The sequence below is a fragment of the Anabaena sp. AL93 genome, assembly GCF_001672085.1.
Lineage (GTDB): Bacteria > Cyanobacteriota > Cyanobacteriia > Cyanobacteriales > Nostocaceae > Dolichospermum > Dolichospermum heterosporum.
In genome coordinates this window covers 30,450-45,707 of record NZ_LJOU01000001.1, presented here as the reverse complement: position 1 = coordinate 45,707, position 15,258 = coordinate 30,450, and the positions used below count along the sequence as shown (strand labels likewise).

The following is a 15,258-nucleotide window of genomic DNA, read 5'->3' as shown; positions in this document are numbered from 1 at the left end:
GTTTTTTATACTATCAATCATTAGGAGAATGCCAACCACTTATTACCCACCGTTTACGAGCAAATATAATCACTGGGTTGTTCATGCGTAGCCTAATTATTGTAGCGCGACCTATAGCAGTTATACCTTCCACTCTTGTACCGTCAGGACTCCAGGTAAAATGTTCTGACCATTTCTGTTTGCGAGGGTGAAAAAGTGATTTTGTTTCGCCAGTTAAGTAGGTTAGCATTGAAAATCGTCGTTATGGCAAGGCAAGAGGCACTCATGCAAGAGGCAAGAGTGAAGAGGGTTTGGGCGATTTTACCTTTCTTTACACAGATTGGTTTTATTGTGTTCACCTAAGTAAGTAGGTGAACAGAAAAATTTAAAGGTATATAACGGTATGTAAAGTTGTCTCAATGCGAGATTCTGATTGGGTTTCAGCCATTTTACAAAACGCAATACCCCTCATTTTTATTTTGTTTACCTACTTAGACAAACGTTTAGGTCTTCATTATACTAAAAAAGTTCCCAGTAACCCAAAAGCTAACAGTAAATTTGGCAAAATGCGACATAAATAATCTATTTGTTCACAGGTAAAGGTAAATCCCTTGATTGTTTCCTGACTATAAATTTGATCTATTAATGCTCCTGTGTTTACCTGTTCTAATTGTTTACTAGCTTCTTGAAATCTAGCTTCTAATGTTTGGATAATTTTCCGTTGTCCCCCCGCTGATATTGTTTTGATTAATCTTTGGACTTCGTTAGTCAATTATTAAATGGAGATAAAGAGATATGCGAAGAAAAATAGTAAATAGAGATGGGATAACAACCAGCAAGAGAGTGATGAGAATCAAGTAAAGTGGTATTGGTGGCATAAAGATGACCTTTGGTAGTGCAAGAAGTTTGTGAGAATTGGGTAATTTAACGTAAAACCTGTAGCCCGCCTGGGAATGAATTCCCAGTCTAATAGCAAAAGTCATCTTCAGATGACTAAAAATCCCCAGTTTATACTTGAGAAGGTAATAACTTGCGTTTTTACATCATAGCGAAGCGCTCCGTAGGAATCGCTGTCCTCAATTTCATTCACTTAGCATAGAAGAGCGATCGCTCAACAACTAGCTGTACAAACGGTCTTAGGAACAGCTACACTGTTACAAGAAACAAAAATCCACCCAGCGGAACTCAAGGATAGAGTTACCAGTCCCGGTGGTACAACTATTGCCGGTGTCAGCGCCTTAGAAAAAGCCGGTTTTCGTTCTGCTGTCATTGAAGCCGTCAAAGCCTCAAAAGAACGCGCTCAGGAATTGGGGAAAGGGTGATAAGTGAGGTTGTTGATCCAATCTACCAGTAAAATCATAACTCACATTTACTGTTCATATACTTCGCTGCGATGAGCGATAGCCACAACAAATACCTGCACCACTTCATCCTCTATCGAATAGATTACCCTGTAGTCGCCGATTCGGTAGCGATAGTACCCTGCATAATCTCCCTTGAGGGCTTTGATGTTAGGGTGCGACTGGGGGGTTTGCTCTAACTGCTGTAAACATCGGGCAATTTTCTTTGCTAGGGCTTTATCAGCATTAACATAAACCTTTTGGGCATCGGGATGGAGAACAACTTCATACATCAGAGCGAAGGGTTCTCCAGTTTGTGTAATGGGTTTTAGGAGTTGTTTGATTTTGCTTAACTCGTTCTAGCAATCCAGGAATTGCTAAAAGTTCTTGGGTTGCAGCTTCGCTTTCAGCATTTGCTAAGTAAGCCGCAAAATCAGCAAGCACTTGTAATCTTTCTGGTGATAGTTGTTTGAGTAAGTCATTAAGCTGATTTTGTAACTCTGTCACGGATACTAAAATCTCTGATGATCTATCTGACCCTGGGGAATTATCCATAGTATTCATTTGCTTGCTTCCCAATTTTAAGGCCTAGTGTTTATTATAAGGCAACCAGTCTCATAGGCAAGAGCTTCATGTATATCTGCTTCTTCAAGGTATGGGTAAACCTTGAGGATATCATTTGCACTGTGTCCAGATGCCATTAAGCAAACGATAGTACCAACTGTAACACGCATTCCCCGGATGCAGGGTTTGCCGCCCATTACTTCTGGGTTGCGGGTAATTCTGGTGAGGTTTTGCATAGCTGATTAGATTGGGAAACCAGAAATGGCTGCGTTAATATTTTCCATTATCACTCTTTTTTACTGAATTTCCCAAGGCTGCAATTGAAAGCAAAAAGTTTTTACTAGTTTTTTGGGATTGTTTTTGAGTTGCTTTATAGCGCAGGTAATCAACAAAATTGATGAGTTCAGTGAGTGAATCTTCTGGCAATGTCTTAATTGACTCAATAATCTGCTCTCGGTTTTTGGTTAAAGTATCCATATATTGATTTAAAGGAATGCGGCTTACTTCAAACACACTATTCTATTTTGACTGAAATTGCTAAATTAGCTGTTAGAAAATGTTGTAGTTCTTGGATCTGTTGATCACATTTGTTGATATCAAACTTATAAGGAAAAAGTGTGATCACGAATAATCTTCCTTTTTGCGGTCAATAATATCAATTATCAAAAAACCCTGATCTGTTTTTTTAAATAGTAGCCGTACTGTGGGATCTACTTTGACTACCCACGTATCTGTATCCTCAAGTTTATCAGACTTTAATCGCTGTGATTTATCAACATCTAGCTGCTTTATTACTTTAGAAACCCTATTTTTCTGACTTGATGGCATGGTTTCATAAGCCATCAAAGCTTTTTCTCTAAATTGCACAGTCATATTTATATCTCCATAAACTAGCAGCAGGGGAAGAAATCAAAGGTTTACCCCTATATCATAGCCTTATTTAATCGCTTCATTAACGTACCCTAAAATATAGTGCGATAGCGAAACGCTCCGTAGGAATCGCTATCCTCAATTTCATTAAATTGGTCTGGGAGAACGATCGCTAAACAACTAGCTGTACAGACAATCTTAGTAACATCAACACTATCTATTAGCAAGCCGTCAAATTGTGATTTAATTCACAAGAAGTAACTTATAACTTGGCAGTTCGGTAAACTGATCATAGAACTTGGTCTTTATATCTAAAATTTCTCTTTCCATCTCAAGAAAATATTCTCCATTTTTTTCAGTTTCTAGCATTTCTCTTAAACGTGATCCCAATCTACCTGAGTGAGTAGATGATAAAAGTGATGCTTTCTCCATAGATTCTCTAGCATCGTGACAATAGTGAGGATAGTAAAAGCGTGATTGATTGTCTCCACTAATACTCAGTTGCTTAGACATTCTTTTCCAAAATTCACCATACTCAACTGAGATCAAAATCTCACCCCAAAATCTCAATACAGTTAATAACTTGATGTCGCATAGTTCTGCTCCAGCAACACTGATAAGCGATTCAATCTCCTCAATTGTACGAGTTGTTGTAACTGTTTGACGAGAACCTGAAATCTCGGACTGCGTAGCTCCAAGAGAAATTAAGTCATGAACTAATTCTTCCCTGTGTGATGGCGTATTTCCATTGATATCAGGGTACTCTTCCCGTAAAATCTTTCGAGCTATCTTGGTAGCTTCTATATCTGTAAGACCATCAATCGCCATATCATAAACTTTAGTAAATTCGAGCGAAAGGAATCTTCGCTGAAGAAGTATTTGAAGAAAATCCTTTTGAGATATAAACTCAATTCCTTGAAAAACTTTGTGACTTCTAAATAAAGCAATCAGTTTCTCTTCTTCGTTGTCAAGATTGGTAATCATTAGTGTTCTCTATTAAACGTTAAAGGATTATAATTAGAATTTGTCAGCCATAATACTGATTTCCGTTCGCCAATTTCTCACATCAGAAAATTCCTGTCCAATACTCCATAACATTGCTACTTCCCTAGAGACTGATTTTCCCAGAATAGAAGTTTCACTCTGTACTTCGATTTGAGGGGCTTTTATAGCAAGTTGTCCATGAAAGAACAGGCTTACAAAAAAGTGTTCATCAACATTATATACAGAAATTGAAGGCATTGCATTATAAAGCTTAATCTGCAAATATTTTCTGTTTTCCTCGTCTACTCTCTCAGCAATGTCACTTAATACATCAAGACAATGTTCTACACCTGATCTAACTTGGTTTTCTTGAAATTTAGAAGTACCAAACCTGTGTAATGCTTCACTACGTAATGTTGCAATACCCGAATTAGGGTACAGCATCAGAATCTGCACAGTGTTTTTTTTACTTAAAGCATCTACTAAGGCATCAGCTAAAAAATCAAGATTTGGAATCCATGTATTCAAAATAGTAACTTTTTTTGATCTACCAATGAGCTTCTCAAAATCTTTATCATATAAGCTTTGATGAACAGCTACTATTCCAGCATAATGAGCTTCTTTCAGCAACTGAGACATAGTTTCTATATCAAATTTGGATAGAATTTCTTCAATCTTGAGCAAATGCCCAATTTTAGTAGTTGGTTCACGTAACTTCTTAACTACATCCTCAACCAATAATTCAGATAACTTTTCAGTATCATTTTTATGACGAATAGATTGAATACGTCGATATATAACAAATGACAATATGAAAAGAAAGGGAACTGGTATCAAATTTGTAAGTATACTTTTTAGAAACTCCAATATCCCTGGAGGAATATTTTGTATTGAAGAAACTACGAAGTAGGTAGCTACTAATGTTATCAATGCGACTATAGCTACGATAAATATTAATCTTTCAACTTCTGCCAAAAGTTCGGTTTGTCTTTTCATGTTTTTTATTGGCACTTAATTTTTATGTATCAAAAAATTTATCTTTTGTATAAATTTTTCTATACCCAGACTATAATATCACACTACTGGTGCGTTTTGCGGGTCAAGGGTGTTGGTATCCAAAATGTACATCTAAAGGCTCTCTCTCATAACCTCATAACTTGTGCTTTTGCTCTCAATGTAGTAAATCACTAATCAAGTTATGATGGTAAATAGTCTGCTTGTAAATTATGAAGGTTAAAGAAGTTCTCAAAATCCTGGAAGCAGATGGTTGGTATATAGATCGCATCAGAGGTAGTCATCGTATCCTCAAACATCCAAGCAAATCAGGTATCGTAGTTGTACCCGGAAAACCAAGTGATGATATTCCAGTCGGTACACTCTCATCAATTTGGAAGCAAGCAAAATTATGAACGAAAAAATGATTGAGTACACAGTCATCTACGAACGTGGCCAGACAAACTGGGGCGCTTATGTTCCCGACTTACCCGGTTGTGTCAGTATTGGCGATACCTTAGCAGAAGTACAGGAAAATATTAAAGAAGCGATCGCATTATACCTAGAAGTATTAAAAGAAGATGGACAACCTATACCCGAACCATCCACGCAAGTTGGTAAAGTAGCAGTAACGATATAAACACAGCTACCGGAAACAATTCACCATGCAAGGACTAGCCGTTAAGCTTATTGATTAGTAATCAATACCAGTCAACAATTGTGAGTCCCGAAACCCTGGAAAACTCCTTGATATTGTGAGTAACTAAAGTTGCTTGCAATGCTATGGCTGTACCAGCAATCAAAACATCCATTTGACCGATTGGAGTTCCTTGCTGCTCCAACTCAGCACGAATTTTAGCAGCAGCAAGAGCAGCTTCTCTATCAAACAAAACCAGGTTAACCCGACTCATAAGTTCTTGAAGTTGTTGAGTGCGTTTTGCGGGTGAAGTGGACTTAGCAATACCAACTTGTAATTCAAAAAAAACAATCGTAGGAATACTAATTTCTTGAGCAGAGACATTAGCAAAATTTTCAGCAACTTGTCCTTGACCTTTGAAATAATAAATCAGTGTGTTGGTGTCCAAAACGTACATTTAAAGGCTCTCCCGCAGAATGTCTTGTCCTGATTCAGCGCGAATTTCTTCTAAAGTGGGAAAGTCATCTGTCCAAGTTCCAGCAAGTGAATAAACAAATTCTGACCAAGGTAACTCGTCAATATTTTTAACAGTTTGGTTAGTATTTAGATGTTTAGCACGGATAAATTCAGCAAAAGTCAGAATCGCATCAGCTTGATCTTGGGGAAGAGTTTTAGCGATCGCATAAATCTGTTCAGCAATAGTCATAATAGAGTTTTAGATAAAATCAGGTCGGTGAAATTATTTTATCGTAGATGCAACTACTGAGACAAAAATCCACTATGCAAACACTAGCCGTTACTGAAACTATCACCACCATCGCTGAAGCAGAAAAACGATTTGGCTTGAGTCGCAGTGAATCAGAGGATTTTTTTACAGAATGGCATGATCAATTACCTGAAATTAATCCCAATGACCACACCAACCTAGAAATTCTCTGGAAACGTTATCTTTATCACCGTTCAGGTGGGCATTTATTAGAAAGTACAGTAATGCTATTACTCGTTTCTCCATTACTTACCGTTGCAGGTTTATATGATCCACCTTTTCGCATCAAAGCAGAAGAATCTGTACAAATAACAATAGCTGATAGCGAAGAAACTCTCCAGGGTGGAATAGATTTACTGGTATTACAAGACCGCCTATGGGTAATTGTTTTAGAATCAAAAAAAATCATGTTATCAGTTTGGTCAGCATTGCCACAAACCCTGACTTACTTAATGGCTAGTCCCAACACTAATCTACCTAACTTTGGAATGTTAACCAATGGCGACGATATTGTGTTTGTCAAACTAGAAAATCAACACTATGCCATATCACGAGTATTTGCCCCACTGTCTACCCAAAACGAATTAGAATCTGCCTGTCGAGTTCTGTACAAAATTGCCGAAATAGTAAAATGATAAAAAAGTGTAAAATTAGGGAAAGAGGAAAAATACTATGCTAACCCAAACAGATTACGCCCTCTGGATTGAAGAGACAATTAATCTATTGAAAGAGCAAAATTATCATAGTGTTGACTGGGAAGACTTAATTGAGGAGATTGAAAGTTTGGGAAGGAGTCAAAAGCGAGAATTGCGAAATCGGCTCATCACAATGCTAGAACATTGTCTTAAACTTTGTTATTCAGACTACGTTCAAGACTATCGTGGTTGGACAGAAACAATTAAGCGTAGTCAGCGAGAATTGAAAGGCTTATTGGAAGACTCTCCCAGCTTAAGACCGTATTGGGATGAAATATTTATAGAATGTTATATCAGCGCATTAACGACTCTGCGAGAGAACTCTGATTATCAATCTTTTTCTTTTCCTGATGATTGTCCTTTTCCTCAAGAAATAGATCAAATTTTGCAACAAACTTCTTGGCGGAAGTAGTCAGTGTAATTGCTTGGCGAGGTCTCCGCAAAATTGCCGAAATAGTAAAGTAATTAAAAAAAGCTCAGTCATACCTTCACAACTTGGGCTTTTCATATCAACGTAGGAAACCACGAATCACGTTATGATAGTAGACAGTCTGCTTGTAAATTATGATTGAGTGAATTATTCTGCCTCTGCTAATGAAATTGACATTGAGTCAATATTCCCCTTTGAATTAGATCAATTCCAGAAAGAAGCGATCGCCTCCCTCAATGCTGACCGTTCAGTAGTTGTCTGTGCGCCCACAGGTTCAGGAAAGACCCTCATCGGGGAATATGCCATCTATCGCGCCTTATCTCGCGGGAAACGGGTATTTTACACCACTCCCTTGAAGGCGTTATCTAATCAAAAACTCCGAGACTTCCGCGAAAAATTTGGCTTTGATCAAGTTGGACTCCTCACCGGAGACGCTTCCATTCATAGGGATGCACCAATTTTGGTCATGACCACAGAAATTTTCCGCAATATGCTCTATGGCACGCCCATAGGTCAAATTGGCATCTCCTTAGCCGACGTTGAGGCTGTAGTGCTAGATGAGTGCCACTACATGAACGATCGCCAACGGGGTACAGTCTGGGAAGAATCCATCATCTACTGTCCCCGCAGCGTCCAACTTGTAGCCCTTTCTGCCACCGTTGCCAACAGTGATCAACTTACCAGTTGGTTAAATCATGTTCATGGTCCCACAGACCTGATTTACTCCGATTTTCGCCCCGTTCCCTTAGAATTTAACTTTTGTAATCCCAAAGGATTGTTTCCGTTATTAAATGAAACTAATACCAAAATTAATCCCCGCTTAGTCAAAAAGGCTAAAAAAGGATATTGGGAAAAAGGCAAAGCTGGTAGACCAGAACCGCCCGGTATTATTTATACCCTGAGCCAACTCCAAGAACGGGATATGCTTCCCGCCATTTACTTTATCTTCAGTCGTCGGGGCTGTGATAAAGCCGTTGAAGAAGTTGGTGATTTATGGTTAGTTAATAATGATGAGTCCCAAATCCTCCGCCAACAAATTGACGAATTTTTACGCCGTAACCCCGATGCTGGCAGGGCTGGACAAGTTGCCCCACTGTATCGAGGTATAGCTGCCCATCATGCCGGCATCTTACCAGCTTGGAAAGGATTCGTCGAAGAACTGTTTCAGCAGGGATTAATTAAAGTAGTATTCGCCACAGAAACCTTAGCAGCGGGAATTAATATGCCCGCCCGGACAACAGTTATTTCTACTTTGTCTAAACGCACTGATAACGGACACCGCTTACTCAATGCTTCGGAATTCTTGCAAATGGCAGGGCGGGCTGGTCGTCGCGGGATGGATATGCAAGGTTATGTAGTAACATTACAAACCCCCTTTGAAGGCGCAAAAGAAGCATCCTATTTAGCTACATCCAAAGCTGATCCCTTAGTTAGTCAGTTTACACCCAGTTACGGTATGGTTTTGAACCTGCTGCAAACCCACACCATAGAAAAAGCCAGAGAACTGATAGAACGCAGTTTTGGACAATATATGTCCAATTTGCACCTCCAACCAGATTTTGAAGAACTGGGACAATTTCAAAGCGAATTATCGCAAATTCAATCACAACTGGCGGCAATTGATGAAAGTGAATTGATGCAATATGAAAAACTGCGTCAACGCTTGAAAGTAGAACGCCAAATTTTCAAAACCCTGCAAGAACAGGCACAGGAAGATAGACAGGCACAACTGGCAATGATGCTAGATTTTGCCATATCTGGAACTATGTTGAGTCTCAACGACAGAAACGCCATGTCACCCCTACCAATAACAGTAGTGCTGGTTGACAAAGCCGTGAGTGTGGGTGAGACATCTTACTTTGTTTGCTTGGGGCAAAATAACCGTTGGTATGTGGCAACTTCAGCAGATATATTAGATATGTATGCAGAAATGCCACGAGTAGAAGTTCCATCTGAGCTAATACCACCTTCAGAATTGAGCTTGAAACGAGGACAATCAATTCGTGGTGATGAAAGCACCATTGCGATCGCTCAAAGCATACCCAATCCTGAAGAATTTAACCATCTACCCACAGAAGTAAGAGAACAACTCAGTCGCCTAACTGCTGTCCAAGAACAGTTAGAAAACCATCCCATTTATAAATCGGGTAACATTGCCAAAATATTCAAAAATCGAGCGCGTTGTGTCGAATTAGAAGCAGAAATTGAACACCTACAAGAACAGGTATCACTACAGTCTCAAAGATATTGGGAAGAGTTTCTCTGTTTAATTGAAATTTTGCAATTCTTTGAATGTTTGGATAACTTAGTTCCCACAAAATTAGGAGAAATTGCGGCAGCCATTCGCGGTGAAAATGAATTGTGGTTAGGTTTAGTTTTAGCCAGTGGAGAATTAGATAATATTGGTCCCCATAACCTAGCAGCAGTAATAGCCGCCTTGGTGACAGAAAGCCCCCGCCCAGATACTAAGGTTGATTTCAACCTGTCTACAGAAGCAGATGCAGCCTGGTTAACATTACAACCTATTCGCCGTTCTGTGTTAAAGGTACAGTATCGTCATGGGGTAGCCTTACCTGTAGGTTTAGAAACTCGTTTTATCAGCTTGATTTCCTTGGTGGAACAATGGGCGCTAGGGGTAGAGTGGAAAGCATTATGTGAGAAAACCACTTTAGATGAAGGGGACGTAGTGCGAATTTTACGCCGCACTCTAGATTTATTATCCCAGATTCCTCATGTTCCTAATTTACCAGATGTATTGCGACGCAATGCTCAACGAGCGATGCAATTAATTGATAGATTCCCTGTGAATGAAGCAATGGAATAATTAGGGTTTATATAACTTATATTTGCAGTCAGATCCCCGACTTCTCTAAGAAGTCGGGGACCTCAAACCCTTACGGTTTAAAAATCAAAGATGAAACTTTTACCTTTTCTAATTGCTTGTAAGGCTTTGATCTGATGGGAATAAAGTTGGGTTATTCCTAATGATTGTAGGGCTTTGATTAGTTGTTTTGGTAGGTCTTTGGGGATGGTTTTGAGGTTGGGTTCGGTGGCGGGAATTGTTTGTTGATAGAGTATTTCTTCTGCTAGAAATTCGGTGATTTCTGTTGGTTCTGGGGGATGATTATTTGAGGGGGAATTTTCGGGAATGGGTGTGGTAGGTGGTGTCCACAGGCTTTGTAGTAATAAGCTGTAATTGGGCGTGTTCATGGTGGTGTTTTTTGAACTTTGCCCTCATAAATCCCCCATTGGGGGAAGATATTAAGTTGACAGAAGTAAACTCTGAATTTACAAAGTTATTTTTGATAAATGCTATAGTAATTTACTAGAAAATTATCATCTGGCAAAGATTTTCCTCTCTGAAGGATGTTTGTAATGGGGTTGATTAATTGTTGGACATAAATAGTCAAAGGAATTATCAGTATGTTCTAGTTGCATATTCCGGGGTGCATTTAAAGCAATGACAGCATCTCCAATTTTTTCACAACGGTTGCAGTCACAGGCTGTTGCTCCTTGAGCTAATATTTCTTTTAAATTATTGGCAATATTAATAAATCCTCTAGTATTTGAGTTTTTGGGTAGTTGAGCAGCAATTTGAATTAATTGCTCAATTTCTGCACGGTATTGTACTAAAAGAACTTGGTCAATCTGACAGTTGCTGCGACATTTTTTTACATCTCCAAATTCATCAGCAAACTGTTTTAAGCCAGCAGCCAGATTTTGTAAGTCAAGGGTAAGCGGTACAAGGGCGCGGGTACAGGTGGTAGAATCTGTATTGGTATTATTAAACTTTTTTCTGAGTAGAAGTTCAAAACGTTTGATATAAATTCCTAAAATAGAGATAGCTTTTTCTTTATCTTGGGGACTACTAAAGTTGAGTTGGTGGGTGCTAAAAAGTTGGGGAATAAGTTGTAAAATAGCTTTAAGTTCGCTGGTTTTAAATCTATTACTCCACAGTGCGATCGCATCGCCAATATTATTTATAGTTTCTAGGCGCAGCACAAAGTAGAAGGAAATAAGATTAATCAGATAACTGCGCCTCATCTCCATCTGCACGTAATTAGAAATATAAAGCGTTTGGTCAGTAAGTTGAGATTCAAAATACTGCTTATAGACTTGCGTACCTAGTAGCAAAGAACGTAAAACTGAGGTATCTAGAAAGTGTTGAGGAATAGATTTATCATCCATTTGCTATTATTCCTCGTCTTCATGTATATCCAGGCTTTCATCAAGTTTGACTCCAAATGGTATGGTATCAAAGCCTAAGTTTTCTAGGGTTAAAATTGCTGCTTCAACTGATGAATTGTTGATTGTTTCTTGATTGACTAGGGATGTAAGTAATTCACAAACTCCTTGATATTGACTGGCATTATAGTCAATCCAACGATTAGAATATGCAAGTGCATCATGTAATGCCATTACCACTTCTGTATAGGGGTCAAAAGGTAATTTATCGCGCATAATACGCATGGTACGCAGTAAGTTATCTGCATAGACAGATGCTATTGGTTCTCCAGAGCAAGAGGCGAGCTTTTGTAAATCTACTAAGATAGTCTTGGTAAGTTCTAATCCTGAAACTTCTAAGACATTCTGCTTAATGTTCATTGTTTTTGTTTAATAATTTTTGAGGGTTTAAGTTAGCTATTGGCTTCTATTTTAATACATATTTATTCCTATTGATAATTATTGGTGGATAGAGTATTTCTTCTCCTATAAATTCGGCGATTTCTGTTGGTTCTGGGGGATGATTATTTGAGTGGGAATTTTCGGGAATGGGTGTGGTAGGTGGTGTCCAAAAGCTTTGCAGTAATAAGCTGTAATTGGGCGTGTTCATGGTGCTGTTTTTTGAACTTTGCTCTCATAAATCCCCCATTGGGGGAAGATATTAAGTTGATAGAAGTAAACTTTGAATTTGGTGTTATTCGTCAGTAAGTGTGAATTGGTGTTTGGCTTTTTTGGGCTTCTAATCGCTCACGAAGACTCGCAGCGCGATCACGTACAGCTATTATTTCAGTACCAGCTACAAGTTCTGCTTCACTAGCTAAATTTATAGCTTCATCTTTATTACCTTCTATCTCAGCTAATTCAGCCATTAATAACAATACACCAGCAATTGTATCAGGACGATTAATCTCTTTGCTGAGTTCAAGACTTTCTTGATAATATTCTCTTGCTTGTGTATAATTTTGCTGAAATAAGTGCCATTTACCCAAATTTAACAATGGGTCAGGTAAAAAATAACGATTTTTTTCTCTTAGTTCAGGATATTTTTCTAGCAAAAACTGGTAATTTTTTACCGATAGGTTAAGTTGGTGATAACTTTCATCAAAATTTTGTAACTCTAAATGAATACATCCAATAACATTGGGTAATTCAGCTTTTTGAAAATCCCATTTATCATCATACTGATGTATTTTATGATTAGCTTCTACAATATTCCACGTTTGATTGTAATAATTTAGAGCAACATTTAGTAAATTCTGGCGATGTGACAATACTCCTAAATATCTCAATAAGCGACATTCTCCCTTAATATCTTTAATTAACCGATATTTATTTAATGAATCATTAAAATATTTTTCGGCAGTTATAAAATCCTCCCATTCCATACAAATCCAACCTATTTCGCTTAGTAATTGTCCTTCTATTTGTATAGAATTAAGGGATTTAGCAACTCGAAGCACAATATTCCCACAACGAAAATAGTCATTCCAGTAACAGAAGGAAAACAAGTCACCACTAGCTTTTTCCCAAATTTGATATAGCGAGTTAAATGATCTTTCGCTTTCACTATTTAATGGCAAACACTTCTGTTCAAATCTTAGTAATAAACTAAATAAATTTTTTCTTTCTTCAACGATTGTTAAATCTACTGTAGTCATACTTGATCTACCTATGATTTTTATATATCAATACCAAACTTTGATTTAGCAATTTGTTCTAAATCTTGAAGTGAGGGTTGCCAATTATCAACCAAGCCATTACGTACACTACTTCTAATCCAAGGATGTAAATCATATCTCAGATTGCTTTTTTCATCTGTTTTGTCTTCTACTAAATACCAACGTCTCAATTCAGATAGTGCTGTATTTAACTGCAAATTCGATAATCCTCGAAAACTAGATAACTCTAGTTGAGTAACACCTGCATCATTCTGACCCATATAACGCAGTACATCCTGTGATATATTGTTGATGCGTTGCCATGCTGTTTCTAAAGTAAACTTATAAAACTGTTCTACTTCTCCCTGAGCTTGTTCTAACCCAGCTAGGACTGGCTCAATTGCATTGTAATGTAAAATACTGCTGACCACAAAATGCAGTGCTAAGGGAGCGCCACAAGAAAGTTTATGTATTCTCTCAATTTGTTCATTACTTATATTTTCTAGTATAGGTATCTCATTGTATTTTGCTTCATCCTTTAATAATTCACCAGATGATGTTATATCTAGTCCTTCAATTGGAATCAGCCCTACGTAGGGAGGCTTGGTTTTCACACGACTAGTTAAAAGCGCCCGACTCGGACTAAGTATGCGGTTAAGTTTTGAAAGAATACTTTCTAAATCTGCTGTTTCAGCGTTGTCTAATACAACAAGTAATTTTTCTTCTTTAAGACGTTGGTGAACTCCTTCTACCGGACACTTAAGTTGTTGATCAGCTATTTCATGAAGAAACCTATTCCAATTTAGCACTTCATACTGATTTTCTTCGCTAATACGACCATCAACTAATTCTGTTTGTCTAGCTGTCACCCACAGAACATCTGCAAAAGTATTATTTTTCAGAGCAGTTTTAGCAATTTGTGTAGCAGCCTCTGTTTTTCCATACCCTGCACTACCACTAAGAGCAAGAATAGATGGTTCTTGTGGATCAGATAAGCGGGATAAAACTTTTTCAACTAGATCCTTGCGCCCCCATAAACGACGACAGCGAGTATTTGGGATATATAACCCACGTTGGGTATTTACTCCACCTTCTCCACCGTCTATTTCTGACTCTAGGTCGGCAATCTCTCTCCATTCTAACCCTAATTCATCACATATACTTAGGAAAAATCGCCTGTCTATAGCTACTCCAGCAAAAAATTTGCTTACAGTCTGCCGAGTACAATTTGCAGCCCCTGCTAAGTAATCTTGCGTGCAATCTTTACCATTGAATTTTTTTTCAGCCTTTTTCAAGCCTGATTTTGATGCTCGAATTGACCGTACCATTACTCACCCCAAATAAGTTTTACATCTTATACAAGTTTTACATAACTTTGACATTGAAATCAAACCTAGTTTCCAAAAATTCAGGTTGAAATAGATTTATTGGCACAAGCAACCATTTCTACTCGGTTGCTAATAACACTTTTTCACAGCATCTAACTACTAGCTAACAGGGAAATTGTATGAATCACTTGTTGAAAGTTGCAACTGGAGCATTATTTATTGCTGGCATTTCTCTTGGTAATGCAAATTTAGCTCAAGGAGCAGTAACCATTGAACGTATAAAGAATAATGACGGAAGCGGTTACGCATTGAATTTATACAACTTGAATTCAAGAGTCAATTTGTACGACTTAAAAAATCCAGACAGTTTAGAAAAGTGGGATTTTGATGTTTTAGGTTCTGGGGATCGCCAAACAGGCTTTGCGACCGCAGAAGTAAGAATAAAAAGTAACTACAATTCTAACTACTGTATGACAGCAAGCTCTGCTAATAATAATGCTTCAATCTATGTACGCCCTTGTGGACAAGCAGCAAACCAGAATTTCATTAAAGAAGACATATACAATGGATCATTTACTGATGTTCGATTCAGACTTAAAGGCACAAACTCTTGCATTAATGCTCCAAATGTAAATCTATGGAACGGAGGATATGTCTTTATGTATGCTTGTAATGCAACACTAACTGGAGATCCTGAACAAACCTTCCGAATTCGCTCTCGATAAAGAATGTAGAGAAGTTCAATAAAATCTATTCTAAGGAAGTTGAGCTTTTTTAGGTGCATTTATAG

Annotated in this window: 24 protein-coding genes and 1 pseudogene; 7 read left to right on the top strand and 18 right to left on the bottom strand. The window is 38.0% G+C overall.

The window, feature by feature from the left end; genetic code table 11:
* Window positions 1-13: 13 nt before the first annotated feature.
* Both AN486_RS00275 and AN486_RS00270 read right to left on the bottom strand, forming a co-directional pair.
* Window positions 14-229, bottom strand: a complete 216-nt coding sequence (locus AN486_RS00275) for a hypothetical protein (protein WP_081424281.1) — start codon at window positions 227-229, stop codon at window positions 14-16.
* A 264-nt stretch (window positions 230-493) separates the two neighbouring features.
* Window positions 494-751 (bottom strand): hypothetical protein, encoded by a 258-nt coding sequence (locus tag AN486_RS00270; RefSeq protein ID WP_053540357.1) that lies wholly within the window; start codon window positions 749-751, stop codon window positions 494-496.
* A gap of 334 nt (window positions 752-1,085) precedes the next feature.
* Between AN486_RS00270 and AN486_RS00265 the strand changes: the two are divergent.
* Window positions 1,086-1,301, top strand: a pseudogene (locus tag AN486_RS00265) (pyrroline-5-carboxylate reductase family protein); the annotation flags it as partial.
* 47 nt (window positions 1,302-1,348) lie between these two features.
* On the opposite strand, the gene AN486_RS00260 reads toward AN486_RS00265, so the two are convergent.
* The 8 genes from AN486_RS00260 to AN486_RS00225 all read right to left on the bottom strand — a co-directional run bounded on the left by AN486_RS00260 (window position 1,349) and on the right by AN486_RS00225 (window position 4,733).
* Complete coding sequence (locus AN486_RS00260; protein ID WP_053540356.1) at window positions 1,349-1,612, bottom strand: type II toxin-antitoxin system RelE/ParE family toxin; 264 nt, start codon at window positions 1,610-1,612, stop codon at window positions 1,349-1,351.
* Window positions 1,605-1,874, bottom strand: a complete 270-nt coding sequence (locus AN486_RS00255) for a hypothetical protein (protein ID WP_234413229.1) — start codon at window positions 1,872-1,874, stop codon at window positions 1,605-1,607. The genes AN486_RS00260 and AN486_RS00255 overlap by 8 nt, the downstream gene beginning before the upstream one ends.
* 26 nt (window positions 1,875-1,900) lie before the next feature.
* The gene (locus AN486_RS00250; RefSeq protein WP_081424280.1) at window positions 1,901-2,119 is read right to left on the bottom strand and encodes a DUF433 domain-containing protein; all 219 of its coding nucleotides are present in this window, start codon (window positions 2,117-2,119) and stop codon (window positions 1,901-1,903) included.
* Window positions 2,120-2,153: 34 nt separating this feature from the next.
* Window positions 2,154-2,396, bottom strand: coding sequence for a DUF2281 domain-containing protein (locus tag AN486_RS00245; RefSeq protein WP_234413228.1), 243 nt, complete (start codon window positions 2,394-2,396; stop codon window positions 2,154-2,156).
* 108 nt (window positions 2,397-2,504) lie between these two features.
* Window positions 2,505-2,756 (bottom strand): hypothetical protein, encoded by a 252-nt coding sequence (locus AN486_RS00240; protein WP_053540354.1) that lies wholly within the window; start codon window positions 2,754-2,756, stop codon window positions 2,505-2,507.
* Between the two features lie 89 nt (window positions 2,757-2,845).
* Window positions 2,846-2,980, bottom strand: coding sequence for a hypothetical protein (locus AN486_RS00235; RefSeq protein ID WP_256369542.1), 135 nt, complete (start codon window positions 2,978-2,980; stop codon window positions 2,846-2,848).
* Between the two features lie 16 nt (window positions 2,981-2,996).
* A complete protein-coding gene (locus AN486_RS00230; RefSeq protein WP_053540353.1) occupies window positions 2,997-3,737 on the bottom strand; it encodes a hypothetical protein in 741 nt (246 codons plus the stop codon).
* A 33-nt stretch (window positions 3,738-3,770) separates the two neighbouring features.
* A complete protein-coding gene (locus AN486_RS00225; RefSeq protein ID WP_053540352.1) occupies window positions 3,771-4,733 on the bottom strand; it encodes a hypothetical protein in 963 nt (320 codons plus the stop codon).
* Window positions 4,734-4,963: 230 nt separating this feature from the next.
* Here AN486_RS00225 and AN486_RS00220 point away from each other — a divergent pair, with 230 nt between their 5' ends.
* Together AN486_RS00220 and AN486_RS00215 are read left to right on the top strand one after the other, a co-directional pair.
* On the top strand, window positions 4,964-5,146 hold the full coding sequence (locus AN486_RS00220) for a type II toxin-antitoxin system HicA family toxin (protein ID WP_053540351.1): 183 nt from the start codon (window positions 4,964-4,966) through the stop codon (window positions 5,144-5,146).
* A complete protein-coding gene (locus AN486_RS00215; protein WP_199924304.1) occupies window positions 5,143-5,370 on the top strand; it encodes a type II toxin-antitoxin system HicB family antitoxin in 228 nt (75 codons plus the stop codon). The genes AN486_RS00220 and AN486_RS00215 overlap by 4 nt, the downstream gene beginning before the upstream one ends.
* Window positions 5,371-5,431: 61 nt before the next feature.
* On the opposite strand, the gene AN486_RS00210 is transcribed toward AN486_RS00215, so the two are convergent.
* A complete protein-coding gene (locus AN486_RS00210; protein ID WP_053540350.1) occupies window positions 5,432-5,824 on the bottom strand; it encodes a type II toxin-antitoxin system VapC family toxin in 393 nt (130 codons plus the stop codon).
* Entirely contained in the window at window positions 5,825-6,073 is a 249-nt protein-coding gene (locus AN486_RS00205; RefSeq protein WP_053540349.1) for a hypothetical protein, read from the bottom strand.
* 74 nt (window positions 6,074-6,147) lie between these two features.
* On the opposite strand from AN486_RS00205, the gene AN486_RS00200 reads away from it, so the two are divergent.
* The 3 genes from AN486_RS00200 to AN486_RS00190 all read left to right on the top strand — a co-directional run bounded on the left by AN486_RS00200 (window position 6,148) and on the right by AN486_RS00190 (window position 10,082).
* Window positions 6,148-6,768, top strand: coding sequence for a hypothetical protein (locus tag AN486_RS00200; protein ID WP_053541349.1), 621 nt, complete (start codon window positions 6,148-6,150; stop codon window positions 6,766-6,768).
* A 37-nt stretch (window positions 6,769-6,805) separates the two neighbouring features.
* Entirely contained in the window at window positions 6,806-7,240 is a 435-nt protein-coding gene (locus tag AN486_RS00195) for a DUF29 domain-containing protein (RefSeq protein WP_015078603.1), read from the top strand.
* A 160-nt stretch (window positions 7,241-7,400) separates the two neighbouring features.
* Complete coding sequence (locus tag AN486_RS00190; protein ID WP_053540348.1) at window positions 7,401-10,082, top strand: RNA helicase; 2,682 nt, start codon at window positions 7,401-7,403, stop codon at window positions 10,080-10,082.
* Window positions 10,083-10,159: 77 nt separating this feature from the next.
* Here the strand turns inward: AN486_RS00190 and AN486_RS00185 are convergent, their stop codons facing one another.
* The 6 genes from AN486_RS00185 to AN486_RS00160 all read right to left on the bottom strand — a co-directional run bounded on the left by AN486_RS00185 (window position 10,160) and on the right by AN486_RS00160 (window position 14,468).
* Complete coding sequence (locus AN486_RS00185) at window positions 10,160-10,468, bottom strand: hypothetical protein (RefSeq protein ID WP_053540347.1); 309 nt, start codon at window positions 10,466-10,468, stop codon at window positions 10,160-10,162.
* Window positions 10,469-10,594: 126 nt separating this feature from the next.
* Window positions 10,595-11,446 carry a hypothetical protein gene (locus AN486_RS00180; protein ID WP_053540346.1) on the bottom strand — a complete coding sequence of 284 codons (852 nt, stop codon included), beginning with the start codon at window positions 11,444-11,446 and terminating at the stop codon, window positions 10,595-10,597.
* Between the two features lie 6 nt (window positions 11,447-11,452).
* Window positions 11,453-11,863, bottom strand: a complete 411-nt coding sequence (locus AN486_RS00175; RefSeq protein WP_053540345.1) for a hypothetical protein — start codon at window positions 11,861-11,863, stop codon at window positions 11,453-11,455.
* A gap of 46 nt (window positions 11,864-11,909) precedes the next feature.
* Window positions 11,910-12,092, bottom strand: coding sequence for a hypothetical protein (locus AN486_RS00170; protein WP_053540344.1), 183 nt, complete (start codon window positions 12,090-12,092; stop codon window positions 11,910-11,912).
* Between the two features lie 91 nt (window positions 12,093-12,183).
* Window positions 12,184-13,140 carry a tetratricopeptide repeat protein gene (locus tag AN486_RS00165; RefSeq protein ID WP_053540343.1) on the bottom strand — a complete coding sequence of 319 codons (957 nt, stop codon included), beginning with the start codon at window positions 13,138-13,140 and terminating at the stop codon, window positions 12,184-12,186.
* Between the two features lie 20 nt (window positions 13,141-13,160).
* Window positions 13,161-14,468: an NB-ARC domain-containing protein gene (locus tag AN486_RS00160; RefSeq protein ID WP_290598515.1), complete on the bottom strand. Its 1,308-nt coding sequence runs from the start codon at window positions 14,466-14,468 to the stop codon at window positions 13,161-13,163.
* A 179-nt stretch (window positions 14,469-14,647) separates the two neighbouring features.
* Here AN486_RS00160 and AN486_RS00155 point away from each other — a divergent pair, with 179 nt between their 5' ends.
* A complete protein-coding gene (locus AN486_RS00155) occupies window positions 14,648-15,193 on the top strand; it encodes an RICIN domain-containing protein (RefSeq protein ID WP_053540339.1) in 546 nt (181 codons plus the stop codon).
* Window positions 15,194-15,258 lie beyond the last annotated feature (65 nt).

What these genes read in the sequence shown, in the direction of transcription:
- AN486_RS00200 (WP_053541349.1), top strand. Translation starts at nt 6,148, where the DNA reads ATGCAAACACTAGCCGTTACTGAAACTATCACCACCATCGCTGAAGCA.
- AN486_RS00220 (WP_053540351.1), top strand. Translation starts at nt 4,964, where the DNA reads ATGAAGGTTAAAGAAGTTCTCAAAATCCTGGAAGCAGATGGTTGGTAT.
- AN486_RS00230 (WP_053540353.1), bottom strand. Translation starts at nt 3,737, where the DNA reads ATGATTACCAATCTTGACAACGAAGAAGAGAAACTGATTGCTTTATTT.
- AN486_RS00240 (WP_053540354.1), bottom strand. Translation starts at nt 2,756, where the DNA reads ATGACTGTGCAATTTAGAGAAAAAGCTTTGATGGCTTATGAAACCATG.
- AN486_RS00225 (WP_053540352.1), bottom strand. Translation starts at nt 4,733, where the DNA reads ATGAAAAGACAAACCGAACTTTTGGCAGAAGTTGAAAGATTAATATTT.
- AN486_RS00215 (WP_199924304.1), top strand. Translation starts at nt 5,143, where the DNA reads ATGAACGAAAAAATGATTGAGTACACAGTCATCTACGAACGTGGCCAG.
- AN486_RS00195 (WP_015078603.1), top strand. Translation starts at nt 6,806, where the DNA reads ATGCTAACCCAAACAGATTACGCCCTCTGGATTGAAGAGACAATTAAT.
- AN486_RS00250 (WP_081424280.1), bottom strand. Translation starts at nt 2,119, where the DNA reads ATGCAAAACCTCACCAGAATTACCCGCAACCCAGAAGTAATGGGCGGC.
- AN486_RS00175 (WP_053540345.1), bottom strand. Translation starts at nt 11,863, where the DNA reads ATGAACATTAAGCAGAATGTCTTAGAAGTTTCAGGATTAGAACTTACC.
- AN486_RS00275 (WP_081424281.1), bottom strand. Translation starts at nt 229, where the DNA reads ATGCTAACCTACTTAACTGGCGAAACAAAATCACTTTTTCACCCTCGC.
- AN486_RS00260 (WP_053540356.1), bottom strand. Translation starts at nt 1,612, where the DNA reads ATGTATGAAGTTGTTCTCCATCCCGATGCCCAAAAGGTTTATGTTAAT.
- AN486_RS00205 (WP_053540349.1), bottom strand. Translation starts at nt 6,073, where the DNA reads ATGACTATTGCTGAACAGATTTATGCGATCGCTAAAACTCTTCCCCAA.
- AN486_RS00155 (WP_053540339.1), top strand. Translation starts at nt 14,648, where the DNA reads ATGAATCACTTGTTGAAAGTTGCAACTGGAGCATTATTTATTGCTGGC.
- AN486_RS00185 (WP_053540347.1), bottom strand. Translation starts at nt 10,468, where the DNA reads ATGAACACGCCCAATTACAGCTTATTACTACAAAGCCTGTGGACACCA.
- AN486_RS00180 (WP_053540346.1), bottom strand. Translation starts at nt 11,446, where the DNA reads ATGGATGATAAATCTATTCCTCAACACTTTCTAGATACCTCAGTTTTA.
- AN486_RS00160 (WP_290598515.1), bottom strand. Translation starts at nt 14,468, where the DNA reads ATGGTACGGTCAATTCGAGCATCAAAATCAGGCTTGAAAAAGGCTGAA.
- AN486_RS00165 (WP_053540343.1), bottom strand. Translation starts at nt 13,140, where the DNA reads ATGACTACAGTAGATTTAACAATCGTTGAAGAAAGAAAAAATTTATTT.
- AN486_RS00210 (WP_053540350.1), bottom strand. Translation starts at nt 5,824, where the DNA reads ATGTACGTTTTGGACACCAACACACTGATTTATTATTTCAAAGGTCAA.
- AN486_RS00170 (WP_053540344.1), bottom strand. Translation starts at nt 12,092, where the DNA reads ATGAACACGCCCAATTACAGCTTATTACTGCAAAGCTTTTGGACACCA.
- AN486_RS00255 (WP_234413229.1), bottom strand. Translation starts at nt 1,874, where the DNA reads ATGGATAATTCCCCAGGGTCAGATAGATCATCAGAGATTTTAGTATCC.